Below are 21,717 nucleotides of genomic sequence, written 5' to 3'. Positions count from 1 at the left end.
AGGCAAGGTTAATGATATGCAGAAAAATCATGAACATTCTATTCGGCGTAATGACTTAGATTGGCTTCGAGTCACTGCTATCTTGGTAGTCTTTCTATATCACTCTGTCCACTTCTTCGATACCGGGGATTGGTCCGTTAAGAACCCAACCACCTACACTTGGATCGAGCCTACTTTGATGAATTTTATGGCAGTGTGGATAATGCCGTTAATCTTCCTGATATCCGGAGCAAGTGTTTTCTGTGCAGCCTGTAAGACAAAGGCAACCAGATTTATCCGAGATAAAGTTATGCGGCTGTTCGTTCCTCTCATCGTTGGTGTTTTTAGCTTTTCGGCAATGCAGGTTTATCTTGAACGAATCTCCCATGGTCAGTTCCAAGGGTCATTTATAGAATTTATTCCACACTATTTTGAGGGCGTTTACTTACCGGGCAGTACAGGAAATTTTGCCTTTCATGGAATGCATTTGTGGTATTTGTTATTTTTATTTATTTTCACTTTAGCTTTTATGCCCATCTTTTGGTGGTTTAAAGGAGTAACCGGCAGCAGGTTTTTACGTCGAATTGGAGACTTTCTGGCTATACCCGGTTTTTTGGTCTTATTTTTAGTACCTACAGTTATTATCCAAAACGTTATAGCCAATGAAGGTTCAATTGTGGTTGGAGGCTGGCGAATGGCACAATACGCCTGGTTTTTCTTCGCCGGTTATCTGTTAGCATCCCATCAGCATCTGCGATTACAGATCATTACCACTCGTTGGATCTGGGCATGTTTATCCTTTGTGGTCATAATTGGATCCGTTTTTCTGAACAAGGGGCCTGCCAACCATCCTGATATCTTAGTTTGGCTTGAACTTTTTACAATTTTAGGATTTGCCATGAAGCGACTTGATTTTTCTAATCCATTCTTGGAATATAGTCGTGAAGCAGTTATGCCATTCTATATTTTGCATCAGAATGTACTATTTCTCATTGGCTTTTTCATTGTTAAATGGGATATTCCTGATCCGGCAAAATTTCTTATCATTATAATCTGTACATTAGTCGTTATAATGGTTATGTACGAGTATATTGTTCGACGATATAATACTATTCGAGTTCTATTTGGTATGAAGTTGATTAGAAAAAGTGCTTCAAATGGATTGAGGAAGATCCATGGAACAGACACTTCATCTAACATTTAAACAACGCGTTCCCAGTGCGTCCTGGCAGGTTGCACTTCCAGCAGTGGTAGATTCCGCCGGAGTAAGGTCCAGCTAATTGCTTCGACTCCTGAAATTTGCATCAACTTCGCTAAGATCCATAGCCGCACTTATCCCTCTTTTTAAGCCTATGTGGTCCAACACTATATAGCCCGTACCATATGGAATTAGGGATAGAAGACTCGAATGACTAGTGAAAAGCCAACTGCCGCCAGCTAAGGAGCTGCCCGGTAGTGTCGGCTTTTCAGTTGTCCAATGGTTACACAAGCCTCCTGCTTATCATATGTTATGGACAAAAGAGGCCCAGAGAGGCCAGGAGAAAAGGCTCTCACCAACGTTGTCGAACAACTAAGTGCCTTCCAGAAGATATGCCGTCTTCAAATAAATTCTTTGATGGACCTTCAAGGTTGCTAAGAACGTAATATAACAGGATAGACAAGGTGACAATTCCTGCTTCAACCTGAAACATAGAAGAGAAACCTTTCCATGTAACGATGAATCCCATGATCAGAGGACCTAATCCCATGCCTGTGTCTGAAAATACAAAGTATGTGGAAGTTGCAGTGCCGATTCTGTGCGGATCTACAGATTTAATTGCAATTGTTTGCCCCATATTCAAGATGTTTCCGTAGCCAAGCGCCATAAGAACAGCGGCGAGCATGAACATGAGTATGCTGTGGCATATGAAAGTACGAACAGACTTGCCGCAAAAAATGCGATCGACGGCAGCATTACGATATTGTCCTCTTTTTTATTAAGCAGCTTACCAGTAAGTGGTCTGAATACTAAGATAGAAATACCATAGAGGATAAAGGAAATCGGTGCAATATAGGTCATATGCAGTTTAGCTGTATAGGAATCGAGAAACGCGGTGCCCCCCATATAGCACAGACTATTAATGATGATTACAAATGCAAGAGGTAGAGCCTCTCGTTCAAAGATATCTTTTAACGTAAATTTTCTTTTTAGATGCGCGATCTGTTCATCGCTAAACACAGGCTTATCTATTTTTACGAAGCAAGCAAAAAGCAAACATAAAAAGGCTGATAACGAACAGACCGCGAAAAGCGTTGTGTAAGAATAATACTGTACGACAAACATTCCAATAAATGGCCCTAATGCTGTAGCAATCGTAAAATTCAGCGAAAAAAATCCAATCCCTTCCCCGCGCCTGTCCTGCGGGATAAGGCTAACCACAAAAGCAGATAACGCATTGTGGATAATCCCAAAGGTGGCACCGTGCAGGAAGCGAATGATCAAAAAAGGAACGATTCCGATGGGGAGCAGATATGTTAAACTAACAAGGAAAAATCCGACGCAGCCAGACAGAATAATTTTTCTCCGTCCGATTCGTTCCATATATTTTCCCATAGTTGTCCTCCCAATTTAATAATTTTCGTCCTGATAATGCTGATATAGAGCAGATTATCAAATTCTTTTCGGAAAATGCCTGAGACAACAATGGAAACGATCAGGGGTTTGCTGGCTGTATTAGAATGATTAGGAACCTAAATATTTCTGTTGACATTGATGAAAAATCCTAGTATATTAAATATAAGTTAGGTACCTAAATAATATTCGAAATTTAGGAGGAAAAAGATATGTCAAAAACAAATTCAAATAAGTTATATCAGGCTTTGCATCGCTTAAATCGGCAGATGCACCGCTCGTACCATCGAGAAGGACACGGAAAAGGTGGACTTTATCATGGACAAGCAAACTTGCTGCGCATAATCTTGCAAAATGACGGTGCCAGCCAAAGAGATTTGGCAGAGCAACTGGACGTACGTCCGTCTTCAATGACAGAGATGCTGACAAAGCTGGAGCAGAGTGGTTTGATTCTGAGAAAACAAGATGATAAGGATCAGCGGGTAATGCGCATCTATTTAACCGAGGAGGGGAAAAAAGCCGTTGAGAAAATTGCTGAAAGCAAAGATGCCTTCGTAGAATCTTTTTTCAAGGCTTTAACAGAGGATGAACGAGAACAACTCCTTATCCTTACGGAGAAATTGTGCTCAGATTTGGAAGGGGCAGAGGATTCTCATGGAGGGGGAACGCACCGCGGACATGGCTCAGGGCATCATGGTTCCTGCCGGAAAAAAGGTATGCACCAAGGTCATGGGCACCACAAACATCAACATCATCATTGTTGTCCCGCCGAAGGTGAGTAAGCGGAGGTTTAGAATAATAGCATGAAACTGAAAAAAGACAGTAATAGAAAAAGTTCGCTGTAGCAACCCACATTTAGCCAAAGAAAAGTATCTTGAAGCTTTCCAACAGACCGTCGAGAATGTACCCTGCTACCTTGTAACTGTGTGTGCGGACTCTCTATAGCGATACTTATGACCTTTCCGAACTTTATTGTTTGGGAAGGTTTTTGCTTTGTATGATTCCTACAGCTAAAATCAGCCAACGAGCCGAAAAGGATTGATAATTATTGTGCGAGGTGATTAGAATTATGAACGATATAGTGATCGCTATTTTCTCATGATAAAGAAGTCCATATGGACACGTTAAATTCGAGTCGCAGTATGGTTAACAAAGACGGATAAATAGAATCCCAAGCATCTAATGTCAAAAGGACCTTGGCGTTACTTCAAACTTTTTGAGAAGCGATTTTTTTCGGAACTGAAAGTAAGAAAGAATAGCAGATAATAAAATTGACGTGACACCTATTTTAATGTTAATATAAATACATACCAAATGGTCGGTTTAAATAAGGAGATAAATTCATGAATGACACAAGAGAACATATTTTGAAAGTTGCATTTAATCTTTTTTTACTCAAGAGCTATAAGGAAGTAACCATGGCTGAGCTAGTAGAAAAAACAGGAATGTCAAAAGGTGCTTTTTATCATTACTTTAAAAGCAAAGAGCAGTTATTTCTGGAAGCACTTAAAAACTGTATGTCTTCCATAACACCTGATTTTAGTATATTCGACAAGAATTCTCTATATGAGTTTTATCACCAGTATGTAGTTTATCAAAATAGAATACTCAATTCGCTTCAATTATATGGAGATGATCTGGACCGTGGTTTAACTGTGGACTATTACTCACTTGTTTTTGATGCTTTGAAGGTTTTTCCAAGCCTCCGGGAAAAATTGCTTGAACACGAACAAGATGAACTGAAAGCATGGAAAGGGATTATCTCTACAGCTAGAAAAAACGGAGAGATCAGGCCATTCATGAACGATGAACAAATTGCTAAGGTATTTATATATACAAATGATGGAATTGCAATCCGTATTGGTTTAATGAAAGACCGCAGTGAGGATGTCAGTGATATCAGTGATAACTTGTTAGAGTTATGGGATGGTTTTTATATGGAGCTGAAAGGGTAAAATTTTTTCCATTAAACATACCGAACGGTCGGTATATATTTTAATTGGAATTTATTTTACTTATTATACAAATGTGAATAAGGGGGCAAGTAATATGAAGAATTGTGTATCGCGGATGATATAGGCATCATTTGGATAGGTAAGCCACTGCGACACCGATAGGACATTTTTAAAGGACTGCATACGCACTTATGGTAATGTGGGTGAACGAACCGGACTTGGAGGATTTTCGTTCTCAGAGAAAAATAGATGACCTACTAAAGAAGGACAAATGAAGTATATGAGGGGGATTTATCGTTTTGGAAAAAATCAGTTTAGCTATGTGGGGCTTTAAAATTACGAAGAAGAAAGTTCTGACGATTGTTATTGTACTTATTTTGGCTGGTACAGGAGTTAGAAGTTTCATGGGAAAAACGGAGAATAACATTGCCAAAACTGCTCCAAATATAGTTTGTGTCAAAGCCACTGTGGCCGAGAATGTTATTGAGCAAGCAATCATTTCCTATAAGGCATCATTAGAAGCCTCTGAAGAGGGGATTGTAAGTGGCAAGGTCAGTGGTAAGGTAGTTCAAATGATGTTTGAAAATGGTCAATATGTAACCCAAGGAGACCCGCTAATCAAATTAGATGATCAGGAAATCAGAAACAACATAGCTTCTTCTCAAGCTCAGCTGAAAGCTTCAGAAAGTCAATTAGTCTCTTCACAAACAGGGTTGCAGAAAATGCAACTGAACGTAGAAGATGCAGAGCGTAGCTATGATAGAAAGAAAGAACTTTTTGACGCGGGAGCCATTTCCAAGGTTGAACTGGAAAGTGCGGAAACAACGTTAAGGAATGCAAAAATTGATCTGGAAACGGAAAAGGCCAATATTGATACAGCAAAAGCTAATCTTACGACTGCCCAGATTGATTTGAATAATCTTACGGATTCACTGGCGAATACGACAATCACTGCTCCTATTACGGGTATTTTAGATGAGAAAAGCGTGAGTTTGGGACAATATGCCAACATGGGAGTTGTCCTAGCAAAAGTTAAAGCTATATCCCCAATCTATGCTGTGATAGAAGTAGACCAAAACGATATAAGTTCTTTGCAAGTAGGACAGAGTGCCAAAGTAACCGTTGGCAGTAACGTCGTTAAAGACTATGACGGAATAATTAAAAGTATTGAAGCCTCTGCAGATACGACTTCAAGAGTTTTTAAATGCAAAGTTGAGGTGACTAATCTTGATCAAGCACTGAAACCGGGTATTTATGCCAAGGTGGATATTGTTAGTGATCAGACCTCAGAAGTGATTGCAGTACCAACAGATGCTTTGAGTGGAAATCCAGGAAATTATACAGTGTTTGTAATTGATCAAGGGGTTGCCCGTAAACGTATTGTCATTATCGGGCAGATTTCCAAAGGCTTAGTGGAGATTAAAGACGGCGTAAAAAATGGGGACAGTGTCATTATTACCAATGTGAATACACTGCAGGATGGCGATGCGGTTTCAGTTGTAAAGGAATAGGAGGACTAGATTATGTTTTTAACAGATATCAGCCTGAAACGGCCTGTATTTGCCACTGTAATAGTTATCGCTTTGCTTGCCCTAGGTGCTTTAAGTTATATAGGTCTACCCATCAACGAAAATCCTGAGGTCGATGTTCCTATGATTACCGTTACCATTTCCCTGCCTGGAACTGCAGCGGAACAGCTGGAATCAAAAGTGACAAAAAAAGTTGAGGAAGCTGTCGGACAAATTTCAGGCGTGAAACACATTTCCTCCACTATTACTGAGTCCTTCTCCCAGACAATGATTCAGTTTAGTTCTGGTACGCCAGTCAATGTGGCTGCTCAAGATATTAAAGATAAAATAAGCAGTATACGGGGTACTTTACCACAGGACATTAATGAACCCATTGTTCAAAAATTTGACTTAGCTGCCGTACCCATTATATCTTTCGTGGTCACTAGCCCTCTTTCTAACAAGGACTTATCTCAAGTGGTCGAAGATGAGATCACCAAAAAACTAAATACGGTTAAAGGTGTTGGATCGGTTACCACCTATGGTGCGCAAGTCAGGGAGATACATATTAAACTTGATAAAGAAAAAATGGCGGCTCTGAATGTGACAACTGCGGAAATCACCCAGAGTCTGGAAAGTGACAACATAGATAGATCCAGTGGAAAAGTTTCCAACGGTGATAAAGAAGTTTCCCTCAGAACGAATGGTACGGTCAAAGAAGTTAACGATTTCTTGAATATTTTAGTCGCCAATCGTCAAGGGACTGAACTAAGAATCAAAGATATTGCCCAAGTGGAAGATACTATTAAGGAGCGGGACGGTTTATCCTATTATCAAGGTGAAGAATCGATTGGTATTGATATTGTCAAACAATCCGGTGAAAATACCACCCAAGTCGTGGATGCACTTAAAGTGAAGCTTGCAGAGATCCAAGCGTCACTGCCTAAAGATGTAAAAATAGATATTGTCGATGACAATTCACTGGTCATACGAGCGTCCGTGAGTGAAGTTCAGAAAACCTTGCTGGAAGGTTGTATTCTGGCGGTTCTCGTGGTTTTCGTCTTCCTGCGGAATGGGGCAAGCACGGCTATCAGTGCAATTTCACTGCCCACCTCGATTATCACTACCTTTGCCGCTATGAAACTGATGAACTTTTCGCTCAACAGCGTGTCATTAATGGGCCTTTCCTTAGCGGTTGGATTGCTCATTGATGATGCAATTGTTGTCGTTGAGAACATTGTACGTCACATAAATATGGGGAAATCTCCAATGCAAGCATCGAAAGACGGTGCGAGGGAGATTGGATTGGCGGTGACGGCTACAACCTTTACCATAGTTGCTGTCTTTCTCCCCATTACCATGGTTGAGGGATCGATCGGGGCCTACTTCGCGGAATTTGGTCTAACGGTTGCTTTCAGCGTCTTGATTTCGTTATTTGTATCCTTTACCTTAGTGCCGTTGATGGCCTCTAAATATATAAAGAGTGAAAATGATGATAAAGATAAAAATAAAAAACACGGTCCCCTGGGTAAATTGTTAATATGGTTCAATCACTTGTTTGTTAAACTTGCCAGAGTCTATACAAGACTTCTCGGTGCAGCACTGAAGCATAGGATTAAAACCATAGCTATGGCAACTGCAATGTTCTTCGGCAGTTTGCTCCTTCTTAACTTCATTAATCCTAGTTTTCTAGAATCCTCAGACAACGGAAAGATCACAATAGCAGCGGCAACAGATGGAGGGACAACACTGACGAGGGCTGCGGAAACAACTAGAAAAATGGAAAGTATTCTTAATAAATATCCTGGAGTAGTGCACCTGTACTCGACGGTTACCCCCATCAACATCAACATTAGCGTACAGCTTATAGATAAGAATGGCAGAAAAGAGACCTTAAGTGAAACTGCCAATAAAATGCGGGAGAGTTTAAAGCAGATTCCGGGGATTACCCTTTCTATGATGACTGGTTCAACTCTGGGTGGAGGAGCGAAGGACGCTGAGTACCATTTTACCGGCGATGACTTTGAGACACTTTTAAACTACTCGCAACAAGCGGAGAGCGCCATAAAGAGAATTCCTGGGGCAGTTGATGTAAGCATGAGCTATAAGAGTGGCAAAGCAGAAGCAAGCCTTGAAGTGGATCGTGATCGGGCGGCCGATCTCGGTGTGAGTCCACTGGTCGTAGCCAATACCTTGGGAACCCTCTTTAATGGTTCTCTTGTAACCCAGTATGAAACAGAAAAAGATCGCTTTGATGTTAAACTATTGCTTCAAGATGATCAAAGAAAGGACTTTGACAGCTTAAAAGGGATTTATGTGCCTGGTTCAAATAACAGTATGGTTCCTCTTGATCAGGTCACAAAGCAAGTTTTTGCCACGGGCTCTACGACCATCAATAGGTATGATAAGGCCAGAGAAATTCAAGTGACGGCTAATGTCTTTGGAGTTGCAACGGGTGACTTTAACACTCAAATCAAAGCAGCGTTGGAAAATGAAACAAAAATGCCTACCGGAGTCAGCCAAGTTAGCGGAGGAGATCAGGAAGTGATAGAGGAAGCTATCCCTGGCTTAATGAAAGCACTATTTTTAGGAATTCTGTTCATCTACTTGATCCTTGCCGCCCTGTTTGAAAGTTTTATTGATCCTTTTGCGATTGTCTTCGCTTTGCCCTTCGGTATTATTGGAGCCCTGTTAGCCCTGTTTCTTACCGGCAGCAGTTTAAGCATGATGACATTTATTGGCATTATCATGTTGATGGGACTGGTCACTAAAAATGCGATTTTGCTGGTTGACTATGCTAAGCAAAAGCTGGGCGAGGGAGAAGAACTAAGGGCCGCGTTACTTCTGGCGGCTTCTACACGACTGAGGCCTATTATTATGACAACGTTAGCGATGATCTTCGGTATGCTTCCTGCAGCACTCTCCACAGGATTAGGTTCTGAAGGACGCTCACCCATGGCTTATGCCATTATTGGTGGGTTAATTACATCAACTTTTTTAACACTCATAGTTGTACCTGTAATTTATACGCTGTTGGATGATGCTAAAGGATTGTTTCACAGGAAACCGTTTGCAGGTGTAGGGCGGAAAGCGTTTAAGGGCTAATAAAGGGTTTCCACTACGGTTGCCCCTTGGCAACGGGTGCCAATTCTTAACCATTGGGCAATTGGCTAAAAAAGTTAAGATTGTCATTGGAGATAACTTTTTGTAAAATATTTAACAGCAAAACAATGCCTTTATATTTATACTAAAAAGATAAATAACATTGTGGAAGGGCTGATTATATGAAATATATTATTGTCAATGGGTCACCGGGATTTAATAGTTTTACTGGAGAAGCTTTAGATGTGATACATAAAGCTGCAAACCAAACAGGAAAAATCTATAACCTGCGTGAAATGTCGATACTGCCATGTAAAGGATGTCTGGCTTGTGTTTCTAATAATAAATGTGTTCAAAAAGATGATTGGGCCTTAATTGATTCGGATTTGAAAGAGGCAGAAATAATCATTATTGGATTTCCCACTTATTATGGGGCAGCTTTTGGTGTTAATGCACAGACTCATAGTTTTTTAGAAAGATGGTTTGCACTCAGGCATAACGGAGTAAAATTGAAGGCTAAAAAGGTCATAGGTGTAATTACCAGCGGAGGAGAACAGGCGGAGATAGCAGCAGGCAAATTGAGAATATTTTTAGAGGCCTACCATGGTATGGAATTGGCAGATTATATTTCCGTTGAGGGGATCACTCCGTGCTATCGTTGTGGTGATGGAGAGAACTGCCCTATAAGCAGTGTACGTAAGAAATATGGAAAAGATGTGAAAATTACCCCATCAATAACCCCATCTTTGGCTAAACAACCTGAGGTGCTGGAAAAAGCTCGTCAAATTGGAATTAATATTGCCCAGAGTGCTTATGTGGTTTAAAGGTCTGAAGCGGAGCGGAGAAGTCACCCGAACCGATGTCTCTGGTCAGTCTGCACAGCTCCCCTCATTGCTTACCTATTATTGAAAGAACAATTTTCCGAGATGGGGTGAAGCTCTCAAAGCCCTTTGCTTTTATATAGTTTATTGGAAAACCTGTAACAAAACACATTCGTAAAAATTGCAATAATAAACACGGCAATCCAAAGGGGACTATTCATCAAATAGTTATATAAAAAGGCCATAAGCGCCATATACGGAAAAATTGCAAGCGCACCGATAATATCCGCTTTTTGCGTCTCAAACATATAGAATATTAAGAACTCTATCGGCATAAAAACGGCAACCAACAATAAGCCATAAGGTAGAATATGCGTTTGCACAATTGCAAACACTTCCGGCTTTATCGCATGTGTTATGCCGGAAACCAAAATTAAAAGAGGCGTAGCAATTAAGCAGAAAAGATAGATAATTATGCCCCTTGCCCCTATGATTGCTGTAGGCGTAACAGGTAGTATACTGAATAGTAACTTAGTCTTATATTTTGCGTCGTTGAACGCAAAATTTCGCAGAAGTAAATAAGATAGCATCAAAAGTCCCGCAGCGTAAATAATGACATTTGCCAAATCATTGTTTACGTTAATTCGATTAAAAAACATAGGGAATAACGCAATACAAAGAAGCTGCAGCCAAACAATTTGACTTAATGCTGAAATTTGCATTTTTGTGAAATTAAGAAAGTTTGAGTGCATTATTTGTGCCTCCTTGTATAGTAGAGCATTATATCCTCTATCGAGGGGACTTCATAAGCTGTTTTGTCCGGTAGTACCTTTTTGAGTGCCGCTTTGTTATCCGTCAGTCCTTCAAAACCGTAAGCGGATTTGTTTATACCGACAAAGTGATTTTCATAATCTGGCAATAATGCCGCAGTATCGCCTTTTACAATGGCGTGTTGATCGTTTATTTCGTCCTTTTGCCCTTGCAGGATAATTTCACCGTCAACTATGAAAAACAAATAGTCAGCTATTTTGTCAAGGTCGGAAGTGATATGCGTTGACATCAAAACAGTTTTATTGTCCTCAAACACAATGTCTTTGAGTATTTCTATCAGTTCACTTCTTACCAAAGGATCAAGGCCGGAGGTAGGCTCGTCCAGAATGAAAAGGTCAGCGCCATGCGAAAGAGCAAGCACAAGCGCGTATTTCATTCTCATGCCTCTGGACAAATCCTTAATCTTTTTACTCTCCGGTAATTCAAATTTTTTCATATAGAACTGATACACATTATCGTTCCATGTAGGGTACATGGGAGCAATCAGACGTTTCATTTTTCTCAAGGTCAAATCTTCGTAAAAATGACCGTCATCAAAAACAATGCCTAGCTTTGATTTTATTTCTAAATCATTGGAAACGCTATCCATACCCAAAACCGTGATTTTTCCATCATCCGGTTTGATAATGTTCAGTATGCTTTTAATGGTTGTCGTTTTCCCCGCGCCATTAGGCCCTATGAAGCCGGTCAGCGTTCCCTTTTCCAGAGACATATTTATATTCCGCAAACTGAAATCATCATAGTTTTTACAAAGATTGTGAATTTCCAAAACCATATCCAATCTTATTCCTCCCCGCTTAACTCATCGATAATTTTTTTTAAATCCTCGCTTAAAATTCCAACAGGCTTTGCATACTCAATAATATACGTAAGCTTTTTCTCGATTTCCACCAACCGGGTTTCCCGTAAAAGCTCCATATTTTGCGGCGCAACAAAAGAACCTTTTCCCATCATATTGATAGTAAATCCTTCTGCTTCCAAGCCCTCATAAGCTTTCCTTGTAGTAATAACGCTAACATTCAAATCCTTTGCCAAGCCCCTAACAGACGGTAAGACAGCCCCCTCTTTTAATTCGCCAGACAGGATAGCGGATTTAATTTGGTTCATAATCTGCTCGTAAATAGGCACTTCCGCAGAATTTACAATGATTATATTCAAGATCATATTACCTCCACATTCCAATAGTGTGTATGCACTATAAGCACAGTGTAGCCTATCATCCGATGAATGTCAATACTTCGTAAAGCAGATTGTTAGAAATCAAACTGCGAAATAAGCTGTGTTACTCAATTGATGGTAAAGGCGCGTTTCGTCGCTTCAGAGATGTGATCATTAAGCATGGGATAGAAAAAGAATGGGATTCCTACAAATATGAGGCATTATGTGAAATTGTCCGTGAATGGTGCGAATTTCATGAGAATGACTATAAATAAGTTGTTGCGAAGTGAACTTCAAAAAAAGGAAAGGCCAAACCCCTTGGCCTTGGAAGTATGAGAATGAGTGTCAAGCAGGTAGGCATCCGTCAGATTGATCAGGAAACAGGGGAACGGTCATGCCGACCGCAATTCTTGGAGAATAGTCCTAAAGTGGCTGTATAAATTGAAAGAAACTTGAATTGTGTTATAATGGAAATAATTAGTGACTTACACCCATCGCCATGAGCAGCACATCGAATTGAATTATTTATAATAAATATAATGTAAATTGTGGAATGATTTAAAAAGTTAAAAGGATGGTGAGAATTATGAATCAGATAGCGATCAACATGTATCTGCCTGAGGATGTGTTATTGGAGATAAACGCACTGCATATAGAGGGCAAAACTCTTGAGGATAAACTAAAACTCAACCTTTCCATAGGTCTCTTCGTATCCAAAGATATAAGTCTTGGAAAGGCGGCCCAACTTGCAGGCAAGTCTTTATCAGAATTTATCAATATCCTTAACCGTTTGAATATTCCTGCTGTTGAATATACAGACGAAATGTATGAAGATGACCTGAAATTTATGTCCAACCACGAAAGCGAGAGGCCCAGTGTATGAATATTGTATCAAATTCCAGCCCGCTGATATTTCTGAGTAAGATAGGCAGGCTGGATGTACTAACCCAGATATTCAATAAGATATACATTCCTTATGCTGTATATGAGGAAACTGTGCTGTCACACAAAACTGATGATGCCGCTTCGCAGATTTCTCATTTTGTTACAAAAGGACAAATTATCCAGTTCAATGTGCAGAATGAGTTGGCGGTAAAGGCTCTTTCAGGTCGTTTGCATCCTGGAGAAGTTCAAGTTATTATTGGAGCATCTGAACTTGGTATAAAGGAAGTCATTCTTGATGATCTCCACGCACGAAACAAAGCAAAACAATTTGATTTAAACAGCATAGGTACTCTTGGTATACTGAAAATTGCTCATAAAAAGGGTATAATCAAAGATTTTAAATCAGATATAACAGAGCTAATGAACGTTGATTTTAGAATATCGCCTACCTTGCTACAAAGAATACTTGATGATTTAAATTAAGCTGGAACTGCGAATTTATTTTTTTACTTTCCTGTCTGTGCAGGTGGGCTGATGGGCAATGTACAGCACTAAATAAAACTTTGGTAATAACGACGACTATTCTCGGTAAAAGTCTTTTGCAGCATCGTATCGCCCTTGTATTTCTCATTAGCCTGTGCCAATTTGTTTAAAAGGGAAAAAAAGATAATGGCTGGTTGGCATGAAGAACAAATGGAAGCGGAGGCTCAACTAAGATAGATTAAAAAATGACAGCTATTTATTTTCGAATGAGTTAAAGTTAAAGTTTAAATTTTTCATTATCGATATACCGGTTACGCTGAAATTGTAGTCCTCAATAGTTGGAGACATTGTTGTGAAAAATGATAAAAACAAGTTTGGAAATGTGACTTTAGGCATTGAAAAAAATCCTATACTTCGAAGGGGGATTCATAATGCTTGAAAAAGTACCGGCTCCTGAAGAAATGATTGCTTTGCTTGGACAACCGCTCTATGACGTTTGGCTTAACCTGAGTCATTTGATTGAATCTAAATACGATATGGAAAAGCTTTGGAATAGCGGCGGCAAAAGGTGGACTTATGAGTATAAATACCGCAGAGGCGGCAAATCTTTATGTGCTTTATATGCCAAAGAAAATATTTTTGGGTTTATGATTATCTTCGGCAAAGAAGAAAGAGCCAAATTTGAAGCCAATCGGAACGCTTATTCGCCGGAAGTTCAGAGCGTTTACGATCAATCCACGACCTACCACGACGGGAAATGGATGATGTTTGAATTGACGGATACATTCCTGTTTCCGGATATGGAGAAGCTGCTGCTGATTAAGCGAAAACCTAACAAAAATAGCGTTTAGCTTTTCGATCAGATGATGAGCATAAGCCACATCCGAGGACAGCGAAAATAAAATACACATAACACCCTGATTCTTATCAAGGAAGTATCGAGCGTATGCTGATTGCCGAGAACGTCGGATATATTCAACTCAGGCCTTTTATGGACAGTGACCTGCCGTTGTTCGTCAACTGGCTTCACAGCGAGCATATCCAGCGGTGGTATGCGCCTGTTGAAGCTTGGATTGAAGAAGTAAGCAAGCGGGAAAGCGAATACAACTGGATACGGCACTACATCATTTTGTCCAAGGAAACGTCCATTGGGTTTTGTCAGTATTATCCCTATTGGAAAAGCGGAGAGCTTGGTGCGAAACGATTATGATCATCAACAAATTAGTAGCCTAAAGTATTGAATATATCATGAAGCATTTGGATGAGGAGATTCTCGTCGAAGACGTTGCCAAGTACTGTAATTTTTCCAAGTATTACTTTAACAGAGTGTTTAAAGCCGAAACAGGGGAAAGCATCTATGCCTTTATTAAACGGTTAAAAATGGAACAAAGCGCTTTAAGGCTTAAGATAGAAAAGGATAAGTCTGTTACCGACATTGGCCTTGCTTATGGCTATAGTCCGTCCAATTACAGTTCAGCGTTTAAAAAGCATCATCGTCTTTCGCCCATGGAATTTCGCAAAGGGGTCAAAACAGCCTGTGTTTTTCATCCCTTATATCCGGATAAGCTTGCCAGGCTTCAATCATTTGAAGATTATAATCAGCGGATTAAAATCCAGGAATTAAATGATTTTACCGTTATCTATGAAAGACATATTGGAAACTATAGCGAGCTGCAAAAAAACTGGTGCGACTTCACCGCAAAATATAAAGATTATGTAAAGGAAGATACTTTATTAATCGAAAGGTCCTATGACGATCCTTCTATTACAAGTGTAGAGCAATGCTTATATGATATCTGTATGACGGTTGACAAGGCTTGTGCGCTTGGCAATGTGATGACGATTCAAGGGGGAAAATTTGCGGTTTACCATTATGATGGACTGATACAGGGGATATTTGCCGCTTTTCAAGGCCTTTTTAATGTTTGGCTGGCAGACAGCGGCTACGAAATGGATGAAAGATATGGACTGGATATCTACCGGTCAGTTGATACGGAGAACATGCATGTTGTCATGGATTTATGCCTGCCGATTAAATAATTTCCACTGATAAGAACAGAGCACGATTTCAGAAGAATAAAAATAGGCTCCTTACTATAATTAGAACTGCCCCCGGGAGGTAGTTTAATTCAAAGGAGTCTGTTTTTTATGAATTTGGAAAGTATTCGAAATAATACGGTGCGAACGATTTTGCGGTTTTCCGTCCCTTCGATTATTGCCATGGTGCTTAATTCATTCATTACCCCCGTCGATGGCTTTTTCATCGGAAATTATGTTGGCAAGGAAGGGATCGCGGCGGTAAATCTTGGCCTTCCCATTCTATATATCTATTTAGCCATTGGCATTATGGTTGGTGTTGGCGGTATCTCAATTGCGGGCATGGCGCTGGGAGCACAGGATAGAAAGAAATGCAACGAGGTGTTTAACCAGACTGTTATTTCCACCATAACTGTATCGGTAATCATCAGTTTGCTTGTCGCAACTCTTTTCAAGCCGATCATGGGTGTTATGGATATGGATACGCAAGTTGCCGACTGTTTTCGGCAATACTATTCCATTATGATAATGGCCTAACCTGTGATGCTTGTAAATTCTACGTTTGGCATGTTTATTCGCGGAGAAGGCAACCCCCGGTTTTTTATGATGATTATTATTTTAACCGTGATAAGCAATATCGTCCTGGACTATATGTTTATCGGCTGGTTTGGATTGGGAATGGGGGGAGCTGCGCTTGCCTCGTTGCTATCACTCCTTATCGGGGCATTATGTATGGTTGGGTTTTTCCTGAGAAAATCACATGTTTATAAGCTTGGCAAGTTTGCATTTTCTCAAGATGTGTTGAGGGACACCTTGTTAAACGGCAGTTCCGAATTCATCGGGCAGATGTCTATGAGCATCTCGATGTTTGCCTGCAACTGGGTAATCATGAGGATCGTGGGCGTTGCCGGCTTGGCGGCGTTTACGATAATTGGATATGTGGCTTATGTATTCAACATGGTAATTATTGGTTTTGGACAAGGCGCAAGTCCTCTGATTAGTTTCGCGTACGGCGCGCAAGACCTTGAACTGAGCAAAACGGTTCGAAAAAAGACCAACCTGTTTGCCTTCTTAGCCGGAGTAGTTTTCGTCATGGTCATGCTGATGGCCGCCGACTGGTATAGCGCTATTTTTGTCAGTAATGAACATGTTGAAACCATGATTCGTTCCGGTATGGGGATCTTCATGATATCGTTTTTGTTTTCAGGCGTCAATGTCATTACGTCTTTCTATTTCACCTCGATTGGCAAAGCCAAAGAGTCCGCACTCATTTCTTCAGCCAGAGGATTGGTGGTCTTGTTGATCTGTATCTTTACGCTCCCGTCATGGTTGGGGATGACCGGGGTATGGCTTGTAGCGCCTGTCACCGAAGTCTTAACCATTGTTTTAAGCTTTATGCTAATCTGCCGGCATGAAAACGCTGCCGGAACAATCTTAGAATCCCATGATTCGTAACAAAATCAGATTCATGGATAAAGTGATCTTTGCCGACCCTGAAATCACCAAAGGGGATGTGATCCGGTATTACGCCCAGGTGGCAGAGCGCATGCTGCCCTATGTGAGCCACAGGGTTGGAAAAAAAGAATACCGGCTCCTTTCGCTCTTTATACAGTAATAGAAAGCTTAGCCAGAGTTTTATTGTTTGTGCCAAGCAGATCATTGATATGCTACTGGTAGTGGTTATAGTATCGCCTTTCCACCAAAACACACATGGAGACGGTAATAGTGCTATATCGTGGTTGTGGAGAGTTTATTTTTTGTCTTCAGCGTTTGCTTGATAATTCAGCCCCCACGCAGCAGCGGCTATTCTTGGCAAACGTGCCAGCCGGCAATTCGAGGGTGGTCTGCCGCCGAAGGAAAGACTTAACATCGGAATCAGCGGAGATTATTACGGCGATAATATCTGGTTCCCATTCACCTAACGGATTGGTAGTTTTATGAATATTGTCAGGTGCCAGTGGAGATCCTTCCGGTAAAGTTAGACTACCTGAAAAAGTGCTTACATGAGTGCTCGAAGAGTTAATTGTTTGAATCGATTATTATGCTCTTGTATCCTCCGGAAACATGCGCTGCATATCAAATGATAGTTTTGTTAATGGGATGAAAGCGCTCTTTGGTTTTTAGGGCTGAGTGTATAAGTCTCAATAGTATCCTGAATATTAAGGATTTGTAGAGCCAGTATAGTTGACACTAGTACTACCATGCACTTCAATATAGTTAATCTACTATGTATCGCAATATAGCTGGCACTAAGGAAGCAGGAGGAAGTATGTTTGATAAATCGCAACTGATGCGCGGAACGTTAGAGGGCTGTATCTTAAAGATTATCAGTTTAGAGGTGACCTACGGTTATGAAATCATGATAAAACTAACGGGCTATGGTTTTGCTGACATACGAGAAGGTACAATTTATCCATTGCTTGTGAGGCTGGAAAAGAAAGACCTTATCTATGCGGAGTTTAGACCTTCTCCATTAGGACCAAGCAGAAAATATTATTTTATAACCAAAAGCGGCATAGAAGCATTGAATTCTTTTGAAGCCTATTGGAAGAGCATTTCCGTGACGGTAAGCAAGATTTTAACTTTGGAGGTAAAGTAATGGCTAATCAGTTAGAGAAGCTGCGCAAAGAAAATAATATTTATCATCGGTTTTACGGCAGTGTGGACAGCAGTACTGTTAATAAGAGTGTTTATGGGAAAAACTGTTTTATGGTCCATAAATTGTCTGTATCCCACCCTGTTCCTGGCAATTGCCTTTGTGTTGATAAAAACGTTGGAAGACCAACATGTAAACAATATAGTTAAAACCTATAAATTGTATTGACCACCCAATAAGTGCTTAGCAGTTCTTCCTCAGCGGGCAGGGGACCACCAGAAAAAGATTTAAAATCTGAAGGCAATAGAAAGCTTGTCATCCAAGTTATGGCCGGAAGTACCATCAGATTAGTTAAGTGAAGAATAAGTCATTGTGCAAAATAGCATTCTAAATATGACAGAGTGTTGTCATCTTTAGAATGCTATAATTGATTTGCAAATCACAAGGAAAGAAGGGGGAATATGAAAAGATATGAATTTTAGTGAGGTTGTTGAGCGTTCCGTTCAAATAAGAAAACACTATCATCAGTTGGAAAGGCAGTATCATGAAAAAGAATGGACAGTAGAAGAGGATGCGCTTGCTTTCTTGACAGATGCCGGCTTGGTGGGACGTTTGACGATGTCCCAGCAAGAACGTTGGCCCAAAGGCGGCGATACAGTGTCTGAACTGGAGCATAAGCTTAGCGAATGCCTATGGTGGGTGATTGTTTTGGCAGAGCGGATGAATATTGATATCAATGAATCATTGGATGAATTTTTATCAAAACTTGAAAAACAGTTATAGAAAGAGTTCGCCGGTGCAACCGACTTTTAGTAAAAGAAAAGTATGCTGTAATTATTAGTTTGATTCCCCTCCAAGAATAGCTTTTTCTATTCAAGGAGGGGTAATCACTAAAGGCTTGTTATATGCAATTTGTTAGAAGATTCTCCTAACCAAAAAGTCTACAATGTAGGTTAGTATCTGGTAATTGTTTGTGATCTCTCGGGCTAAGGATGATTTGTTCCATCTGCTAATTTCGTTTTATATCTCGGTACTGGGAAAGACTTCCCGGTAATTGGACTGTAGTATATGTCATGTCTCTTTCCCCGGCGTTTTGCCTAACTCGCCTTGCGAGGGTATCTGATAGACATGAAGCGCATAGGAAACGACCGGATACTTATAATTCAATTGGAAACAATAGCTCCGAAAGTGTTTTCACAATGATATATGAGAAGGAATTGGCGTAATGATATGACTGTAAAACTCAACGAGTACAACCAAAAAAGGAATTTTGCCAGAACTTTGGAGCCGGAAGGGATAACAGAAGTTGCCCAAGAGGGCTTGAAGTTTGTTGTCCAGCACCACATAGCTCGCAGAGATCACTACGATTTCCGCCTGGAATGGGAGGGAGCTCTATTAAGCTGGGCAGTACCCAAGGGCCCTTCCTATGATACCCGGGACAAGAGGCTTGCCGTACGGGTGGAGGAGCATCCCCTGGAATACAGGAACTTTGAGGGGACGATTCCTAAAGGGGAATATGGTGGCGGTGTGGTCATGCTCTGGGATGAAGGCTGTTGGGAACCCTATGGGGATGTGGATGATGGACTCCGTGAAGGGATGCTGAAGTTTGTTCTGAAAGGACGCAGGCTTAAAGGAAAGTGGGCTCTGGTGCGCTTGAAAGGGAAAGCGGGCGAAAAGCAAGAAAACTGGCTGTTACTTAAAGAAAAAGATGAGTATGCCAAAACTGGCGAGGGGATGTCTGAATTTACCACCAGCATCCGAACCGGACGCACCATGACGGAAATTGAAAAGGGGGAAGAGGAAAGGATCACGAGCAACCCCTTCAACAGTACCGGTGTGCAGCTGGCCAAATCAGTCAATAGGGTTCCTGAGGGGGAGGGTTGGCTCTATGAGTTGAAATACGACGGCTACAGGATACTGGCGTATATTGAAGGCAACAGCGTCCGGCTGATCACCAGGAATGGCCATGATTATACAACGCGCTTCCAGGATGTCGTCTCTTCCCTCGTTGAATGGGCTGAGGGAAGGGCGATGATTCTAGACGGCGAAATGGCCATCACGGACGCAGGGGGCAAGACAGACTTTCAGGCTCTGCAGAGCTATCTGAAAAATCCCCAGGCCAAAAACCTGACCTATATCGTCTTTGATCTCCTGGCCCTGGAGGGAGCGGACCTCAGGAGATACTGCCTGATTGACAGAAAGGAAACCCTGGAAGCCTTGCTGAAGGATGCTCCCAAAAACCTCCACTACAGCCGACATGTGAAAGGAAAGGGCAAGGAAAGCTTCCGCACGGCCTGTGAGGCAGGTATGGAAGGGATCGTCGGCAAAAAAGCCGATTCTATCTACAGTGGAGCAAGAAACGGTGACTGGATCAAACTTAAATGCGATCAAAGGCAGGAATTTGTGATCGGTGGATATACGCTTACTGATAAAAAAACGAGCGGGGTAAGTTCCCTGCTCCTAGGCGTCTATGCAGGCAGGGAATTAGTCTATGCCGGACGTGCCGGCACGGGCTTAAGCGAAGCCGACATGAAAGAGCTGGAGGAAAAATTTGCGGGTATGAAGAGAAGGGAGCCTCCTTTCCAACTCGTGCCCAAGCCCAGGTCGAAAGAAAAGATAACCTGGCTTGAACCTGAACTGGTGGCGGAAATTAAATTTGCCGAATGGACCGCAGATCATCTCATAAGGCAGGCCAGCTTCAAAGGCCTGCGGACGGATAAGAATCCCAAAGATATTAAAAAGGAAAAAGCGGATGAGGATATACAGCCTCCATCAGCCGCTAAAGAAACGGAGGGAATTGTGGAAGCTAATACCAACGGTCTGATCATTGAAGGAATTAAGATCAGTAACCCGGACAAGGTGATCTTTGACGACCCTGAAATCACCAAAGGGGATGTGATCCGGTATTACGCCCAGGTGGCAGAGCGCATGCTGCCCTATGTAAACCGCAGGATTCTTAGCATTGTGCGCTGTCCCAAAGGCATCTCCCAGACCTGCTTTTATAAGAAGCATCCCGGTCCGGGAAGCATTGGAATCGTGACCATTCCTATTTCCACCGGCGGCGGAGAAATGGAAGACTACTTCTATATTGAGAACCCAGCCGGGCTGATCGCCGAAGCGCAAATGGGCACTCTGGAATTTCATATCTGGGGGAGCCGTGTGGAGGAGCTGGAAAAGCCTGATTTCATGGTATTTGATCTGGATCCGGATGAGGGAATGGATCTGAGCAGGGTGCGCCAGGGGGTGCGGGATGTGAAAAATATTCTGGCAGAGCTTTCCCTGAACTCCTACCTCAAGACCAGCGGCGGCAAAGGGTACCATGTGGTCGTCCCTTTAAAACCTGCCGCTCCATGGGATGGGTTTTACAATTTTGCCAAGCGCGTCGCCCAAGTAATGGAGCAGAAGTGGCCTGACCGCTACACAAGCAATGTGAGAAAGGCCAAGCGTACCAACAAGATCTTCATCGACTGGATTCGCAACGGCAGAGGTGCTACCAGCATTGCCCCTTATTCTATAAGAGCGAGAAAAGGGGCCGGTGTGTCCATGCCCATCGGGTGGGATGAACTGAACACAGTGGCGCCCGATGGCGTCAATATGGCGGAGGCCCTCCGGAGGATCGGCGGCAATGACCCCTGGAAGGATTTTTTCAGGAATAACCAGCAGCTTAAATGAATTAAATCATCCGGATCGATGTTGGAGATAGAGTACAATTAAGTTCGCAAAATTAAAAAAGGGAAAACCATCGGTTACT

Annotated in this window: 22 protein-coding genes; 17 read left to right on the top strand and 5 right to left on the bottom strand. The window is 41.6% G+C overall.

The window, feature by feature from the left end; genetic code table 11:
* The first annotated feature begins 16 nt into the window (after window positions 1-16).
* Complete coding sequence (locus LJE72_RS21195) at window positions 17-1,183, top strand: acyltransferase family protein (RefSeq protein ID WP_229249982.1); 1,167 nt, start codon at window positions 17-19, stop codon at window positions 1,181-1,183.
* Between the two features lie 346 nt (window positions 1,184-1,529).
* On the opposite strand, the gene LJE72_RS21190 is transcribed toward LJE72_RS21195, so the two are convergent.
* Together LJE72_RS21190 and LJE72_RS21185 are read right to left on the bottom strand one after the other, a co-directional pair.
* Window positions 1,530-1,844 (bottom strand): MFS transporter, encoded by a 315-nt coding sequence (locus LJE72_RS21190; protein WP_229249981.1) that lies wholly within the window; start codon window positions 1,842-1,844, stop codon window positions 1,530-1,532.
* Window positions 1,817-2,587: an MFS transporter gene (locus LJE72_RS21185; protein WP_312038956.1), complete on the bottom strand. Its 771-nt coding sequence runs from the start codon at window positions 2,585-2,587 to the stop codon at window positions 1,817-1,819. The genes LJE72_RS21190 and LJE72_RS21185 overlap by 28 nt, the downstream gene beginning before the upstream one ends.
* Window positions 2,588-2,802: 215 nt before the next feature.
* Between LJE72_RS21185 and LJE72_RS21180 the strand changes: the two genes are divergently transcribed.
* The 5 genes from LJE72_RS21180 to LJE72_RS21160 all read left to right on the top strand — a co-directional run bounded on the left by LJE72_RS21180 (window position 2,803) and on the right by LJE72_RS21160 (window position 9,979).
* Window positions 2,803-3,372 (top strand): MarR family winged helix-turn-helix transcriptional regulator, encoded by a 570-nt coding sequence (locus LJE72_RS21180; protein WP_229249979.1) that lies wholly within the window; start codon window positions 2,803-2,805, stop codon window positions 3,370-3,372.
* A gap of 561 nt (window positions 3,373-3,933) precedes the next feature.
* Window positions 3,934-4,545: a TetR/AcrR family transcriptional regulator gene (locus tag LJE72_RS21175; protein ID WP_229249978.1), complete on the top strand. Its 612-nt coding sequence runs from the start codon at window positions 3,934-3,936 to the stop codon at window positions 4,543-4,545.
* Between the two features lie 299 nt (window positions 4,546-4,844).
* On the top strand, window positions 4,845-6,056 hold the full coding sequence (locus LJE72_RS21170; RefSeq protein WP_229249977.1) for an efflux RND transporter periplasmic adaptor subunit: 1,212 nt from the start codon (window positions 4,845-4,847) through the stop codon (window positions 6,054-6,056).
* A gap of 12 nt (window positions 6,057-6,068) precedes the next feature.
* Window positions 6,069-9,158, top strand: a complete 3,090-nt coding sequence (locus LJE72_RS21165; RefSeq protein ID WP_229249976.1) for an efflux RND transporter permease subunit — start codon at window positions 6,069-6,071, stop codon at window positions 9,156-9,158.
* A gap of 179 nt (window positions 9,159-9,337) precedes the next feature.
* Window positions 9,338-9,979 (top strand): flavodoxin family protein, encoded by a 642-nt coding sequence (locus LJE72_RS21160; RefSeq protein ID WP_229249975.1) that lies wholly within the window; start codon window positions 9,338-9,340, stop codon window positions 9,977-9,979.
* 116 nt (window positions 9,980-10,095) lie between these two features.
* Here LJE72_RS21160 and LJE72_RS21155 read toward each other — a convergent pair whose 3' ends face one another.
* The 3 genes from LJE72_RS21155 to LJE72_RS21145 are packed head-to-tail and all read right to left on the bottom strand — an operon-like array spanning window position 10,096 to window position 11,965.
* Window positions 10,096-10,728: an ABC-2 transporter permease gene (locus tag LJE72_RS21155; protein WP_229249974.1), complete on the bottom strand. Its 633-nt coding sequence runs from the start codon at window positions 10,726-10,728 to the stop codon at window positions 10,096-10,098.
* Window positions 10,728-11,582 carry an ABC transporter ATP-binding protein gene (locus LJE72_RS21150; RefSeq protein WP_312038955.1) on the bottom strand — a complete coding sequence of 285 codons (855 nt, stop codon included), beginning with the start codon at window positions 11,580-11,582 and terminating at the stop codon, window positions 10,728-10,730. Before LJE72_RS21150 ends, LJE72_RS21155 begins: the two co-directional genes overlap by 1 nt.
* Window positions 11,583-11,590: 8 nt before the next feature.
* A complete protein-coding gene (locus LJE72_RS21145; RefSeq protein ID WP_229249972.1) occupies window positions 11,591-11,965 on the bottom strand; it encodes a GntR family transcriptional regulator in 375 nt (124 codons plus the stop codon).
* A 586-nt stretch (window positions 11,966-12,551) separates the two neighbouring features.
* Here LJE72_RS21145 and LJE72_RS21140 point away from each other — a divergent pair.
* From LJE72_RS21140 to ligD, 11 genes are all read left to right on the top strand, one after another.
* Complete coding sequence (locus LJE72_RS21140) at window positions 12,552-12,848, top strand: UPF0175 family protein (RefSeq protein ID WP_229249971.1); 297 nt, start codon at window positions 12,552-12,554, stop codon at window positions 12,846-12,848.
* Window positions 12,845-13,333 carry a DUF3368 domain-containing protein gene (locus LJE72_RS21135; protein WP_229249970.1) on the top strand — a complete coding sequence of 163 codons (489 nt, stop codon included), beginning with the start codon at window positions 12,845-12,847 and terminating at the stop codon, window positions 13,331-13,333. Before LJE72_RS21140 ends, LJE72_RS21135 begins: the two co-directional genes overlap by 4 nt.
* 431 nt (window positions 13,334-13,764) lie before the next feature.
* Entirely contained in the window at window positions 13,765-14,184 is a 420-nt protein-coding gene (locus tag LJE72_RS21130; RefSeq protein ID WP_229249969.1) for a DUF3788 domain-containing protein, read from the top strand.
* Window positions 14,185-14,279: 95 nt separating this feature from the next.
* Window positions 14,280-14,543 carry a GNAT family N-acetyltransferase gene (locus tag LJE72_RS21125; protein ID WP_229249968.1) on the top strand — a complete coding sequence of 88 codons (264 nt, stop codon included), beginning with the start codon at window positions 14,280-14,282 and terminating at the stop codon, window positions 14,541-14,543.
* A gap of 38 nt (window positions 14,544-14,581) precedes the next feature.
* On the top strand, window positions 14,582-15,373 hold the full coding sequence (locus LJE72_RS21120) for an AraC family transcriptional regulator (protein ID WP_229249967.1): 792 nt from the start codon (window positions 14,582-14,584) through the stop codon (window positions 15,371-15,373).
* A 108-nt stretch (window positions 15,374-15,481) separates the two neighbouring features.
* Complete coding sequence (locus LJE72_RS21115) at window positions 15,482-15,907, top strand: MATE family efflux transporter (RefSeq protein ID WP_229249966.1); 426 nt, start codon at window positions 15,482-15,484, stop codon at window positions 15,905-15,907.
* 6 nt (window positions 15,908-15,913) lie between these two features.
* Window positions 15,914-16,825: an MATE family efflux transporter gene (locus LJE72_RS21110; RefSeq protein WP_229250007.1), complete on the top strand. Its 912-nt coding sequence runs from the start codon at window positions 15,914-15,916 to the stop codon at window positions 16,823-16,825.
* Between the two features lie 814 nt (window positions 16,826-17,639).
* Window positions 17,640-17,969: a PadR family transcriptional regulator gene (locus LJE72_RS21105; RefSeq protein ID WP_229249965.1), complete on the top strand. Its 330-nt coding sequence runs from the start codon at window positions 17,640-17,642 to the stop codon at window positions 17,967-17,969.
* On the top strand, window positions 17,969-18,175 hold the full coding sequence (locus LJE72_RS21100) for a hypothetical protein (protein ID WP_229249964.1): 207 nt from the start codon (window positions 17,969-17,971) through the stop codon (window positions 18,173-18,175). Before LJE72_RS21105 ends, LJE72_RS21100 begins: the two co-directional genes overlap by 1 nt.
* Window positions 18,176-18,437: 262 nt before the next feature.
* Entirely contained in the window at window positions 18,438-18,749 is a 312-nt protein-coding gene (locus LJE72_RS21095) for a nucleoside triphosphate pyrophosphohydrolase family protein (RefSeq protein WP_229249963.1), read from the top strand.
* 447 nt (window positions 18,750-19,196) lie between these two features.
* Window positions 19,197-21,638, top strand: a complete 2,442-nt coding sequence (gene ligD, locus LJE72_RS21090) for a DNA ligase D (RefSeq protein WP_229250006.1) — start codon at window positions 19,197-19,199, stop codon at window positions 21,636-21,638.
* The last annotated feature ends 79 nt before the right edge of the window (window positions 21,639-21,717 follow it).

It is taken from the genome of Desulfosporosinus shakirovi (assembly GCF_020595055.1).
Classification (GTDB): Bacteria; Bacillota; Desulfitobacteriia; order Desulfitobacteriales; family Desulfitobacteriaceae; genus Desulfosporosinus; species Desulfosporosinus shakirovi.
The sequence above is the reverse complement of the archived record's forward strand: the minus strand, read 5'-3'. Positions and strand labels throughout refer to the sequence as shown.